The sequence below is a fragment of the Fibrella aquatica genome (assembly GCF_041321135.1).
Lineage (GTDB): Bacteria > Bacteroidota > Bacteroidia > Cytophagales > Spirosomataceae > Fibrella > Fibrella aquatica.
Map to the genome: position 1 here is coordinate 714669 of NZ_JBGGWF010000002.1, position 12518 is coordinate 727186.

Annotated in this window: 11 protein-coding genes; 5 read left to right on the forward strand and 6 right to left on the reverse strand. The window is 52.8% G+C overall.

Features of this window, described 5'->3' with window-relative positions; translation table 11 throughout:
- Positions 1-111: 111 nt before the first annotated feature.
- Positions 112-1416: a hypothetical protein gene (locus tag ACAW87_RS06810; protein ID WP_370722478.1), complete on the reverse strand. Its 1305-nt coding sequence runs from the start codon at positions 1414-1416 to the stop codon at positions 112-114.
- Positions 1417-1684: 268 nt separating this feature from the next.
- Here ACAW87_RS06810 and proS point away from each other — a divergent pair, with 268 nt between their 5' ends.
- The 5 genes from proS to ACAW87_RS06835 all read left to right on the forward strand — a co-directional run bounded on the left by proS (position 1685) and on the right by ACAW87_RS06835 (position 9791).
- Positions 1685-3157: a proline--tRNA ligase gene (proS, locus tag ACAW87_RS06815; RefSeq protein ID WP_370722479.1), complete on the forward strand. Its 1473-nt coding sequence runs from the start codon at positions 1685-1687 to the stop codon at positions 3155-3157.
- Positions 3158-3258: 101 nt separating this feature from the next.
- The gene (locus ACAW87_RS06820) at positions 3259-3882 is read left to right on the forward strand and encodes a thioredoxin family protein (protein WP_370722480.1); all 624 of its coding nucleotides are present in this window, start codon (positions 3259-3261) and stop codon (positions 3880-3882) included.
- 33 nt (positions 3883-3915) lie between these two features.
- Complete coding sequence (locus ACAW87_RS06825; RefSeq protein WP_370722481.1) at positions 3916-5787, forward strand: TlpA family protein disulfide reductase; 1872 nt, start codon at positions 3916-3918, stop codon at positions 5785-5787.
- Between the two features lie 25 nt (positions 5788-5812).
- Complete coding sequence (locus tag ACAW87_RS06830; protein ID WP_370722483.1) at positions 5813-6625, forward strand: SDR family oxidoreductase; 813 nt, start codon at positions 5813-5815, stop codon at positions 6623-6625.
- Between the two features lie 199 nt (positions 6626-6824).
- Complete coding sequence (locus tag ACAW87_RS06835; protein ID WP_370722485.1) at positions 6825-9791, forward strand: S9 family peptidase; 2967 nt, start codon at positions 6825-6827, stop codon at positions 9789-9791.
- 93 nt (positions 9792-9884) lie between these two features.
- Here the strand turns inward: ACAW87_RS06835 and aac(6') are convergent, their stop codons facing one another.
- The 5 genes from aac(6') to ACAW87_RS06860 form a co-directional block, all read right to left on the reverse strand.
- Complete coding sequence (gene aac(6') / locus ACAW87_RS06840) at positions 9885-10319, reverse strand: aminoglycoside 6'-N-acetyltransferase (protein ID WP_370722487.1); 435 nt, start codon at positions 10317-10319, stop codon at positions 9885-9887.
- Positions 10320-10419: 100 nt separating this feature from the next.
- Positions 10420-10839, reverse strand: coding sequence for a DUF4890 domain-containing protein (locus ACAW87_RS06845; protein ID WP_370722489.1), 420 nt, complete (start codon positions 10837-10839; stop codon positions 10420-10422).
- A 103-nt stretch (positions 10840-10942) separates the two neighbouring features.
- Positions 10943-11446 carry a Spy/CpxP family protein refolding chaperone gene (locus ACAW87_RS06850; protein WP_370722491.1) on the reverse strand — a complete coding sequence of 168 codons (504 nt, stop codon included), beginning with the start codon at positions 11444-11446 and terminating at the stop codon, positions 10943-10945.
- Complete coding sequence (locus tag ACAW87_RS06855; RefSeq protein WP_370722492.1) at positions 11430-11741, reverse strand: hypothetical protein; 312 nt, start codon at positions 11739-11741, stop codon at positions 11430-11432. The genes ACAW87_RS06850 and ACAW87_RS06855 overlap by 17 nt, the downstream gene beginning before the upstream one ends.
- A gap of 69 nt (positions 11742-11810) precedes the next feature.
- Positions 11811-12398 carry an RNA polymerase sigma factor gene (locus ACAW87_RS06860; protein WP_370722494.1) on the reverse strand — a complete coding sequence of 196 codons (588 nt, stop codon included), beginning with the start codon at positions 12396-12398 and terminating at the stop codon, positions 11811-11813.
- Positions 12399-12518: the final 120 nt, after the last annotated feature.

The following is a 12518-nucleotide window of genomic DNA, read 5'->3' on the forward strand; positions in this document are numbered from 1 at the left end:
TATTGGTTTAACGCCGGAAAACAACTTTCAGGCATTCATTCATCTTATAACAAGAAATCCCCGCCGGAAGTCTTTCTGACGGGGATTTTTCACTTAAAAAATCAGGCAAATTTACCGTGGCCCACGTGAGCTACCGCTTCCGCTTGAATAGCTACCGCCGCTACTTCTTGGCGCGCTGGGTGCACTCGGCGCACTGTAACTTGGAGCAGGTGAACTGCTGCGGCTGCTATTGTACGAAGGTTGGCTTGGCTGCGAGTACGTAGACTGGCTCTGCCGTGAGTACGAAGGTTGAGAAGCCTGAGTACTAGGCTGCGAGTAGCTACCCCGGCTGCTACCACTTCCGCTGCTATACGGTTGCGAGTACGAACCCTGCCGTGCGGCCGGACGCTCGTAGTATGTAGCTGAACCAGTCGAGTTGCTGGTCCGTCCGCCGTTTGACGAGTAAGAACCGCTGTTGTATGAACCAGAACCCCGGCTCGAACCGCGACCCGAGTTTGAGTTGCTGTAGTAGGTGCTGTTACCGTTCGCCGAATTGTTATACGACGAACCGTAGTTTCCTGCCCGGCGACCACCATTGTTGCTTGGGGCGGTGTTGTTGAAGTTCCCGCTATAACGAGCCGACGAACTACTACCACGTGGACCATACGTCCGGTTGTTTCGATAAGGATCAGCACCGGTTACGATATAGTTGTTATTGATAATGCTTGGCCGTCCGAAGAAACCACCACCGAATCCGTACGGATTGTAGCCAAATCCGTTACCGAAGCCGAACGGACTAAAACCACCAAACGCGTAAGGGTTGTAGAATGAATCGTAGAAACCGGCACCATAACCAAATGGACTGTATCCGAAGGGACTGCCAAAGGCAAAGGAGTTGTAGCCAAATGGACTGAAAGCAAAGCTGTTGCCAAACCCAAACGGGCTAAACATAGAGCCGATGCCGAAGCCCACCCCCATACCTCCCATAAAACCGGCGCTGTTCATGCCGCCCCAACGGTTCCAACTGTTGGCACCGTAAAGGCCCTGATTGTAACCATTAACGAAGCCGTCGTTATAGCTACCGTTCGTAGACGCCCAACCCGGATCGGGAGAGATACCGCGCTGAACCTGACGGGCGCTTAATTCGGTGTAGTACTCACCGTCTTCGTAAGCCCCTTCCTGCTGACCATCTACATAGTCAGGATTGAGGTTGCGGCCCGTTTGCTGCGACTGCCGACGGTCGAACCGTGAGGCTTGCCGAACATCCTGCCGCGTGGATTTCCGGTCATCGCCGGCGTAGAGTGCTGCGTCGCCCGAGTTGCCGTACAGGTCATCGACCTCGCCGGCATTCTGGGCGGTTTGGCGGCTGGAGCTACACGCTCCTGTACCCAGCAAAGCGGCCATTGCCAGGTACTGCCACGTTTTATTGAGTTTCATAGAACCAAGCAGTTAATATTGTTAGTGAGGGTTCAAGCAGAAAGAAAGTGTCAAGCTGCCATTATAACCAGAATGGTGGCTGATTGATTACAAAAATAGGATTAAAACCTATCTTTGCAAGCCCTTTCTCTAGTTAGACACAGGGATCTAATCAAGGTTTAATCTATTTAAAAAATAGGTTCAATGTCTAAGGTCTAACGTTCAAAATGCTTTGCCAGTCAGCAGCGCGACGTTGAACGTTAGACCTTAAACATTGGACTAACAAAAAATGGCTAAAGCATTACCGACGCGGGCCGAGGATTACTCGGAATGGTATAACGAACTGGTTAAACGGGCCGATCTGGCCGAGAATTCAGCCGTTCGGGGTTGTATGGTGATTAAACCATATGGTTTTTCGATCTGGGAGAAGATGCAACGGGCTCTGGACGACATGTTCAAAGAAACCGGTCACCAGAACGCTTACTTCCCGCTGTTTATCCCTAAATCGTACCTGAGCAAGGAAGCATCGCACGTGGCGGGCTTCGCCAAAGAGTGCGCCGTAGTGACGCATTACCGCCTTAAAAATGCGGAAGATGGCTCAGGAATCATTGTTGATCCAGACGCTAAACTCGAAGAAGAACTGATTGTACGGCCCACCTCAGAGACCGTTATCTGGAGCACTTACAAAAACTGGATTCAAAGTTACCGTGACCTGCCTCTGCTGATTAACCAGTGGGCCAACGTGGTTCGCTGGGAAATGCGGACGCGCTTGTTTCTGCGGACCGCTGAATTCCTGTGGCAGGAAGGGCACACCGCCCACGCTACCGAGCAAGAGGCCCGTGAAGAAACCCGGCAGATGCTGGAGGTGTATGCTACGTTTGCCGAAGAGTGGATGGCCATGCCCGTGATTCGTGGCACGAAGTCGGCCAACGAGCGATTCGCCGGGGCCGATGATACGCTGTGTATCGAAGCCATGATGCAGGATGGGAAAGCCCTTCAGGCAGGTACGTCGCACTTTCTGGGTCAGAACTTCGCCAAAGCGTTCGATGTACAGTTCCTCAACAAGCAAAACACGCTCGAATACGTTTGGGGTACGTCGTGGGGTCTGTCGACGCGGATGATGGGTGCCCTTGTGATGGCGCACTCTGATGATTCAGGGCTGATCATTCCGCCGAAACTGGCTTCGATCCAGGTCGTAATTGTACCAATCTACCGGTCAGAAGAACAACTGGATGCCATTACCGACAAGGTGAAACCATTAATGGCTGAACTGAAAAAAGCAGGCATTTCGGTGAAGTACGACAACTCGGACGCCAATAAGCCGGGCTGGAAATTTGCTGAGTACGAACTGCGCGGTATTCCGGTACGGCTGGCCATGGGGGCACGTGATCTGGAAAACGGGACCGTCGAGGTAGCCCGGCGCGATCTGAAAACGAAAGAAACCGTTCCGTTTGAGGGATTGACCGAGCACATTCAGGCGTTGCTGGTCAATATTCAGGAAACGATTTACCAGCGGGCGCTTGCGTTCCGGGAAGCCAATACTTTCCACGTCGATACGTTCGATCAGTTTAAAGAGCAAATCGAAAAAGGCGGGTTTATCATGGCCCACTGGGACGGTACTTCCGAAACGGAAGAAGCCATTAAAGAAGCTACCAAAGCCACGATTCGCTGCATTCCGCTGAATACACCCGATGAAGCAGGTACATGCGTATACTCTGGCAAACCATCGACCAAGCGCGTGGTTTTTGCGCGGGCTTATTAACGAAGCAATACATTAAAACGAGTGTATATCGGATGGGCTGGCGCGAAACTTGGTTTTACGCCAGCCCATTTTCTTAACAAACCATTACCTATCAACGACTTATGAAAAATCAACATTCAGCAATTACCCCGAAGCTACTGGCCGAAGCCATGACGTACCAGCAGTACATGGCTGTTTCGCGCGAGCGTTTTGCTGATAACCTCACTACGTCGGAAGACCCTCATTTCAATACAGAGCAGATTTTAGGGTTTACCAAACTGAATTTCTCCCGCATGGCCAGGCTCGAGAAAACCACCGAGCTGACGGCCGAGGTGACGGATGCACTGCAACAAATACGGGAGCCCTGGATCTGGCTGGTGCTGGCAGAGTCGTGGTGCGGCGATGTGGCGCAGATTCTACCTGTGCTGAAACACATGGTCGACATGTCGGGACAGATCGAGTTACTGCTACTGCTTCGTGATCAGAATCTTCCGGTGATTGATGCGTACCTGACAAACGGAGCGCGCGCTATTCCGAAGCTGGTCTGCCTCCGCCAGTCTGATCTGGCGGAGTTGGGTACGTGGGGGCCACGCCCGGCCGCCCTTCAAGCCGAGATGGCGATCTGGAAAGCCGAAAACGTCCCTTTCGATCAGGTGATTGAACGCGCCCATGGCTGGTACGCCAAAGACCGTACACAACACACACAAACCGAACTGGCTGCCATGATTCGGACCTGGTCGGTGTAGTAAGGTATCATTCGCCCAATTAACTTTGATTACATGAAATCCTTCCTGACAGCCTTTCTTGCTTTTGTAACTCTGCCCACCGTTGCCCAGCAGTTCAGGTACGTACCTGAGCGACCGGTGCCGGGCGGCGTGGTTTCGTTCACCTATACGCCGGGCGTTACCCTGGCCAAAGAAGCCGTTGTCGAGGGCAGGTACGTTCGGTATGCCGGTCCGGCAACCATGCGGCTGAGTCAGCCTACCACTGCCACCGCTATCCGACAGGGAAACGACATTATTGGTGAGCTCAAGATTCCTAAAAACAACATAGCGGGCTTATTGCTGGCGTTTCAAAGCAAAACCAACACCACCCTCATCGACCACAATAACGGCCACTTCTTCCCGATTTTACTCCACGATTCTACGGGTGCGCTACAACCCCACGCCATTGGCGGACAAGCCTCGGTGTTGACTCGTACGGCGTTTCCCTACAGCCTGAAAGTAAAACCCGACTGGAACTGGACCGTGCAGCAATATGAGCAGGAAATAAAAACCTTCCCGGCAAACCGTCCTCAGTACTGGGCCGACCTGATTGCCGCTCAGATTCGGCAACAGAAGCCTAACGCTAAAAAAACGGCGCTGACCAATATCGACACGTACCTGAAAAGCCGGAAAACCAGCCTGACGCCCGAAGACCTCAACAATGCCGCCCGACTATATGAGCAGCTTAGCGAAACAACATTGGCTCAGGCCGCCCGCGACCGGATCAAAACCGTTGACCCCACCGGTGATGCCGCCCAGAAAGCCCGCGCCGCCGCCGTTCGGGCCGAAGTAAATGCGGCCAAAAAACTCACGGCTTTTTCTTCGTTTACGCAGGCCTTTCCAACCTCGGCCTACCGGTCGGTACTGGTGAGTTCAGTGGCGGAAACCTATTTCAAAGCAGGGCAGTTTGGTGAGCTTGTCACATTTTTGGGCCAGCAGTCGCTGAAAGATTCCGACCCCGAGTTGTTACACAGTTTTGCGCAGCAGATGACTGACGAGGGACGTGGCATTCCACAGGCCACCTGGGTGGCCAACCGGGCCATCGCCGCTCTTCGGCAACGTACCCAGCCCAAAGGCAGTGAAACTGAACGGGCAAGCCAGCTCCGGGCCTATCAGGCCACATTAGCTTATGCGCTTGCCCTCCAGAAGCAAACGGCTCCAGCGCTCGCTACCTACCGCCTCGCCTTAGAAGGTGTAGAACCAGACCTGAGTGACCCACGAACCAGCGAACGCCTCTGGCAATGCGCCATTCAGGCAAGCCGGGCCGATTCGGTGTTACCATACATTGAAAGCGTGGTAAAAGCAGGACGGGTAACACCCCGCCTGCGCAGCAGCCTCCGCGACTGGCAGGCTAAGCGCCTTGGCGGGCAGTCACAAGCCGAAACATACGTGCGAGGACTGGAGATTAATTACCGCGCCTACCGCCGTGCTGATCTGGCCGAAACATTTGTGAACGATCCGGCTCCGGGGTTTACGCTGTCTACCCTCGATGGCAGCAAAGTATCACTGGCTTCGTTACGCGGGAAAGTGGTTGTTCTCGATTTCTGGGCTACCTGGTGCGGCCCCTGCATCGCCTCTTTCCCGGCTATGCGACAGGCCCGCGATTACTTCAAAAATGACCCCAATGTGTTGTTTCTCTTTGTGAATACACGCGAAGGGGGACCCATCAGCCGAGTACATTCGTTCATGGCAAGGCAACCGTATACCGGTGTTGTTCCGATTGACCAGAATCAGAAAGTCGCCGACTCGTATGGTGTGCAGGGTATACCCACCAAAGTGATTATCGATCCCAAAGGCCGGGTACGTTACCGTAGCCTCGGTTACTCAGGCAACGCAGAAGCTACTGCCGAAGAAATCACGCTGGTGATCGAAGCACTTAAACAGTGACGTGTTTTCGGCCTATTTTTGACCCATGAATCAAGCTGTTGTTGTAATTACCGGTGCCTCGTCGGGCATTGGGCAGGCGTTGGCCTTTGCTTTTGGCAAAACTGGCGCTGCTATTGTTTTTTGTGGCCGTAAGGCCGATGCGCTTAAAGTCACCTCCGATGCACTTACAGCAGCGGGCATTGTCAACCTGCCTGTGATTGCCGATGTAAGCGTTGAGGCCGATATGAAACGCCTTGCCGATGACACCATCGCCCGATTCGGCCGCATCGACATACTGATCAACAACGCGGGTATCAGCATGCGCTCTATGTTTCTCGACGCCGACCCCGAGGTAATTCGAAAGGTGATGGATATCAACTTTATGGGCACGGTCTACGCCACGCGCTATACCCTTCCCCATATCCTGAAAACCAAAGGATCGGTTGTTGGTATCTCATCCATTGCCGGTTACAAAGGTTTGCCGGTACGATCGGGTTACTCAGCCTCAAAGTTTGCCATGAATGGTTTTCTCGAAGCTTTACGTATCGAACTGCGCTACTCGGGTGTCCATGTGTTAACAGCCTGTCCCGGTTTTACAGCGTCGAATATCCGGTTCTCGGCCCTCAACAGTCAGGGAGAAGCCGCGGGCGACAGCATGCGCGAAGAAGGCTCGATGATGAGCTCGGAAGAGTGCGCCGACCATATCCTGAAAGCCGTGCAACAACGCAAGCGTGAACTGATTCTTACAGGTCAGGGCAAACTGACTGTATTTCTCAACAAATGGCTTCCCGGTCTGGTCGATAAGCTTACCTACAATACCCTGGCTAAAGAGAAAGATTCGCCCCTTAAACAGAGTTGAACAGCATACTCCTTCAATTCATAATGAAGGCTGAATAGACAGCAGTCGTCACGATCGAATAATAGCGCTGAATAGACTGATTATAGGGGTCATTGGGCATTTGTCGGAATATACTTCTCGCCGATGTTACCAATTACCAAATAAAGCATTCCCAATCTTTCCTATATTGAGTCACATTTCATCTATTGTTCAATCATTTATGAGCCGGATAGCTACATTCTTAGTCTGTTTCTTTATTTCGTCCAGTATACTCGCCCAATCCTCCAAAAGAGCACTCACCGCTGATGATTACGATCGCTGGGAAAGTGTCAGAACCGAAAAAATAAGTAAAGACGGTCGGTGGATCTCGTATCAGATTGATCCGCAAGCCGGAGATGGTCGTCTGGAACTCACCGACGCCACCCGCAAAGCGCCTGTTCGCTCGTTTCCACGCGGCTACATGGCCCAATTTTCGCCCGACAACCGTTTTCTGGTCATGCGCCTCAAAGCGCCCGTTGCCGATGTTCGGAAGGCCAAACTGAAAAAGAAAAAAGCCGACGAAATGCCGAAGGATAGTTTGCTGGTCTACAACCTGGCCACGGGTCAAACCACCAAACTACCCAACATCAAGTCGTTTATGGTCGGTAAAGAGTCAGGTACGTGGCTGGCTGTACTCCAGGAAGCCAACGCACCCAAACCGGCAGCCGAAAACAGAACGACTTCACGCAGAGACACCCTTGCTCCTACCAAACCAGTATCGACCACCACAGGGACTGCCCGGCGAGGTGTGACCAAACGGCCCAAGGGAGATGATCTGGTTTTGATGAACCTGGCCGACGGCAAACGCCGGACAGTCACTTTCGTGTCGAATGTGGCCATGTCAGACAACGGGCAAACGATTTTGTATAGTCGGGAATCGGCGCGTGATTCGCTCAAAGCCGGTGAGCCCTTTATTCCGGGAGTGTTTACGTTCAACACCGCCAACGGCCAAACGATGCTAATTGACAGCAGCGCTAAAAACCGACTGTATAAAGGGCTGGCCGTTGATAAAACAGGAAATCAACTGGCCTGGATGGCCTCTGCCGACAGTGCCGGTTCTGAAGTTCGGGTATTTACACTTCGTTACAAAAACCTGGCTCCGGCCCCAGTTACCAAAGGAAAACGAAGCAAAACGACCACCGTTGATGCGCCTTACCGTGTACTTGTCGACACCGTGAGCAGTGCCTTACCCAGCAAATGGACGATGAACGAGTACCGGGAGCCCCGTTTCTCGGAAGATGGCACCCGGCTTTATTTTTCGACCTCACCTACGGCGCTGAAAGTAACGAAAGACACGCTTACGCCCGACGATGAGAAAGTTAAAATGGATGTCTGGAGCTGGACCGATGGTCGGTTACAGCCCATGCAGCAAAAGCGGCTCAAAGAAGAAAAGGAACGTGGTTTCCTGACGGTTGCCGACCTCTCTCCCGCAGGGAATACCTTTGGTCGGGTAACCCTGCTGGCGAGCCGGGAAATTCCCAACGTATCGTTCGACCCTAAGGTTAATGCCCGCTATTTGCTAGGCATGAGCGATTTACCTTATCAGGTGCAGTCATCGTGGGACCCTGGCCATACGGATATGTACTTGATCGATACCCAAACGGGCGAGAAAAAACGGATTGCCAATGACGTGATGGTGTCGCAACCGAGACTATCGCCAACGGGTCGGTATGCCTACTGGTTCGACGAGCGCGATTCGCTGTGGCGGGCCTGGTCAATAGCCGACGGCCGCCGTATTGACCTGACCCGTGGCCTGGGTAGTAAATTCTTCGACGAAGAGCATGATACGCCAGACCTTCCCGGCGCGTACGGATCGGCGGGCTGGACAGCAGACGACCGGTACCTGTGGGTATACGACCGCTACGACATCTGGCAGATTGACCCTACCGGCCGCGAGAAACCAACCAATCTTACCAACGCCTGGGGGCGCACCAATAAAGTCCGGTTGCGCCGGGCCGACCTGGACCCCGATGAAAAAGCCATCGATACCAAACAGGATTTGTGGCTCACCGGCATCTGGGAAAGCAACAAGAACACCGGCATTCTCAAAGCAACGCCCCCCGCTAAAGGTGCCGTTTCTATCAGCCCACTGGCCAACAGTGCGCACCGTTATTTTGGGTTAGGCAAAGCGAAAGATGCCTCGACCATGACCTTTTACCGGGGTAACTTCCAGGAGCCGATCAATATTTTCCTGACCGATACCACCTTCGCCACGCCGACACAACTCACCAAAACCAACCCACAGCAAGACAGTATTCGCTGGGGCAGCGTTGAATTGGTAAAGTGGGTAGGTACCAACGGTGTTCCGCTTGAAGGCCTGCTATACAAGCCTGAAGGGTATGACCAGAAAACAGGTGTTGCACAGAAAAAATACCCGATGCTCACTTATTTCTACGAGCGCAACGTGGAGACACTGAATGACTACCGCGCTCCGTCGCCGAGCCGGTCAACCATCAACATTCCGTTTTGTGTATCGAATGGGTACATGGTTTTCGTGCCGGATATCGTGTACACCACGGGTCAGCCAGGACCAAATGCTTACGACTGTATTGTACCAGGTGTGCTCAGTTTGCTGAATCGGGATTATATAGACCGTGATCGGCTGGGTATTCAGGGCCAAAGCTGGGGTGGGTATCAAACGGCGTACATCATTACGCGAACCAATCTGTTCAGAGCCGCCATGGCGGGTGCTGCGGTAGCCAACATGACCTCGGCCTATGGTGGTATTCGCTGGGAAACGGGCGTTGTTCGTCAGTTCCAGTACGAGAAAACGCAAAGCCGTATTGGTGGCACCTTGTGGGACAAACCAATGAACTACCTCGAAAACTCACCGCTGTTCTTCGCCAATCGGGTAGAAACGCCGCTGATGCTGATGCACAATGATGCTGATGGCGCTGTGCCCTGGCAGCAGGGAATTGAGTTGTTCACCGGTCTCCGTCGGTTAGGCAAACCCGTCTGGATGGTGGTTTACAACGGTGAAGGCCACAACCTGACGGCCCGTCACAACGCCAAAGACCTCAGCATTCGCATGTATCAGTTCTTCGACCACTACCTGAAGGATGCACCCGTACCGGTCTGGATGAAAGATGGCCGAACCGCTGTAGAGAAAGACCGGGGCGAAATGAAGTACGAAACGGATAAAAACTAGTTTATCCATAGCATTCCATAATGGCATAAACAGCAAACGCCCGGCATGCCGAGCGTTTGCTGTTTATAACGTACCTGATCAACGATTGAGCAGTCAGACGCTCTTCATAAACGTAACTACACGGTCGACCTCTTCAAAACCCATCTGTCGGTGAAAAGCCTGACTAGCTGCGTTATCGGTGTCAACGTCGGCAGTAAGTTCGTTACAACCCTGGTAGCGTGCCCACTCTTCGGCACGTTGAATCAGCAGCGCACCGTACCCTTTCTTGCGCCCCTCGGACTGAACGAATACGCCTTCAATGTAGGCGACCGGCTTTTGGGTTGCTCCAGGTATGGTATCGTACCGAAGCGACAGATTAATAAACCCTACGGCTTTTTTTTCGCCATCGCGAAGTATAAAAGCCGCCTCGACCGATGATTGCAGGATTCGCCGCAACGCATCCGTCATGTCGTCGGTATCATGATCTGGCCAAAGCTGCCGGGCCATATCAAACCAGTCCTGAAAATCAAACCGTGTCACTTCGTTCATATGCATTGCGGCAAAGGTACGGCAACAAAAAAGCGCCGATGACAGCCGACTGGTTATGATCAGCTATCATCAGCGCTTTTGCTGGTAATCAACTTCGCAATTACCGATTATTGCGTGGCCCCCGGCCCTCTCTCATGCGGCTGCGTTGCTCGTCGCGTTGTTTCTCATACTGCTGATATTGCTCTTTACTCAATACAGCCTTCAATTCACCGTCTTTGCCTTCCATAGCGTCGCGGGCCTGTTTCATGGCATCGCGGTTCCGGTCGGCCGTCATCATTTTCTGCGCCATCTCTGCATATTTGAGGTTAATGGCCTTGACTGATGTTTCCTGTTCGGCGGTCAGCGACAGTTGTTTTTTCATCTGGGCGGTCTGGCGGTCGGCACGTTGTTCTGGCGTACTGGCAGCCATGCGCTCGCGGCGGTCGGCGCGGTCATTTTGTTGGGCAGGAGCATCCTGAGCGTACGCTTGAACCGATACGAAAGCGCCGACAATCAGGGTCAGCATTACATTGCTTTTCATGTGTATTGACTGGTTAGTTGGTGATGAGCGGGTAACCCGCTGTTAGTGTATTAGATCCTTTCTAGTTTGAAAACTTGCGCTCCCTATCCAATTAAATTACGGCCTACTTACTTTCCCGCATGCGCGCCCGCAAGGCAGGGTTGGTCAATCCCTGCCCAATTCGCCCGATGAGCTGATCGAATCGGGCTTGCTGGTCGGGCGTGCAAATGGAACGTACCCGTTGCCAGTGCCGGAAACGAAGTCGCGTAATCTGCCGGTTTTGCCGCGACAGCTTCATCAGTAGCTGATTCAGGTCTTCGTCTGACACAGCCGGCTCTTTTACCTGATCCAGCAAGGTGGTGCGTAACAGCCGAAGGCTATCTTCGTGGGGTTTACTTTGCCTGCGCATCTGATTACGACTCTTCCGATACTGCTTTGTCTGCTCGGGACTAAAGTCTAACTGCCGCATCATCATGCCTTCGGCCAGTTGCCGGTTTTCGCGGAGCGTATTGGTACGCCGGACCACCCAGCCCACCGTCAGCAGATTCAAGCAGAGCAACAGCCCGATAGCCGTCCACAGCCAGTAAAATTTTCGTTTCCCTTCCATCCATTTACCAGTCCAATACATTCGAATCAAACCCCCATTCCGACGTCGAGCTAACCGTTTCCTGCTCCTCGTGCTGCGCCAACTCCCGGCTGACATACACGACTGCCGACAGATTCAGCACGAAAACCAGCCCCAGCGTGGCCACTGCCCAAACCGGACGAATCAGCCAGTTATCAACTACCGGGCGCGTTTCGCGCTGCCTCAATCGACCTTCTACCCGAGTCAGAAAAAAGGGCTTCGGTTCCGCCCGTTCCATGCCCTCGAGTGCCCGAAGCGTCTTCTCCACTTCTATGTCAACGCGTGTATCCTTCTTCATAAGACGGCCAAACGACTAGTTAAATAGCGAACTAATTTGACTCCTGATTCGGGGCAGTCATCCCGTCTGTTAGGCATTATCCTGTTCATAATAGGTTCGTAACCATTTTCGCAAATTAGCTTTCGCCCGGTGAATAAGCGATTCAACCGACGACAGCGAAACCTGCATCACATCGGTAATCTCCTGATAGCTCAGCCCTTCGATGTTGTGCAACGTAAAGGCAATTTTTTGCTGGTCAGACAACCGCGCAATGGCCGCAAAAAGCACCTGAGATCGCTCCTGCTGCTCCAACTTCACCCCCGGATGCACAAAATCGACCGGGTGAAGTTTCTCCGACAACCCATTTTCCCCATCGGATGAAAACAACGAGGTGAAAAAAGCAAATCGCTTGCGGGCGTGCCGTTTCCGGTAGCTTTCCAGCGCCTTGGTCGTTGCAATCCGATAAATCCAGGCGGTTAGTTTTCCGTCGCCACCAAACGAATGAATCGATTCAAAAACCTGAATAAATACTTCCTGCGCCACATCTTCGGCCTCCACAGCATCGCGCACAATGGTCAGTACCGTGTTATACACCCGATTCTGGTAGGTAGCCACCAACTGGCGAAAGGCCTCAGGGCTCCCCTGCTTTAATCCGGCAATGAGTTCAGGTACGTCCAATGAATGCGTGTTGATTGGGCTTCTACGTTATTAATGCAAAGTATAGGCGGCAACTTGCGGCTGCTCAGCAACTAAATTGTGATACCTTTTTTCCGCTATTTCTATAAAAAAACGCTGCCT

Bases quoted from the DNA above. Each gene is read 5' to 3' on its own strand.
- ACAW87_RS06850 (WP_370722491.1), bottom strand. From the start codon at position 11,446: ATGTATTGGACTGGTAAATGGATGGAAGGGAAACGAAAATTTTACTGG.
- ACAW87_RS06845 (WP_370722489.1), bottom strand. From the start codon at position 10,839: ATGAAAAGCAATGTAATGCTGACCCTGATTGTCGGCGCTTTCGTATCG.
- ACAW87_RS06835 (WP_370722485.1), top strand. From the start codon at position 6,825: ATGAGCCGGATAGCTACATTCTTAGTCTGTTTCTTTATTTCGTCCAGT.
- ACAW87_RS06830 (WP_370722483.1), top strand. From the start codon at position 5,813: ATGAATCAAGCTGTTGTTGTAATTACCGGTGCCTCGTCGGGCATTGGG.
- proS (WP_370722479.1), top strand. From the start codon at position 1,685: ATGGCTAAAGCATTACCGACGCGGGCCGAGGATTACTCGGAATGGTAT.
- ACAW87_RS06810 (WP_370722478.1), bottom strand. From the start codon at position 1,416: ATGAAACTCAATAAAACGTGGCAGTACCTGGCAATGGCCGCTTTGCTG.
- ACAW87_RS06825 (WP_370722481.1), top strand. From the start codon at position 3,916: ATGAAATCCTTCCTGACAGCCTTTCTTGCTTTTGTAACTCTGCCCACC.
- ACAW87_RS06855 (WP_370722492.1), bottom strand. From the start codon at position 11,741: ATGAAGAAGGATACACGCGTTGACATAGAAGTGGAGAAGACGCTTCGG.
- ACAW87_RS06820 (WP_370722480.1), top strand. From the start codon at position 3,259: ATGAAAAATCAACATTCAGCAATTACCCCGAAGCTACTGGCCGAAGCC.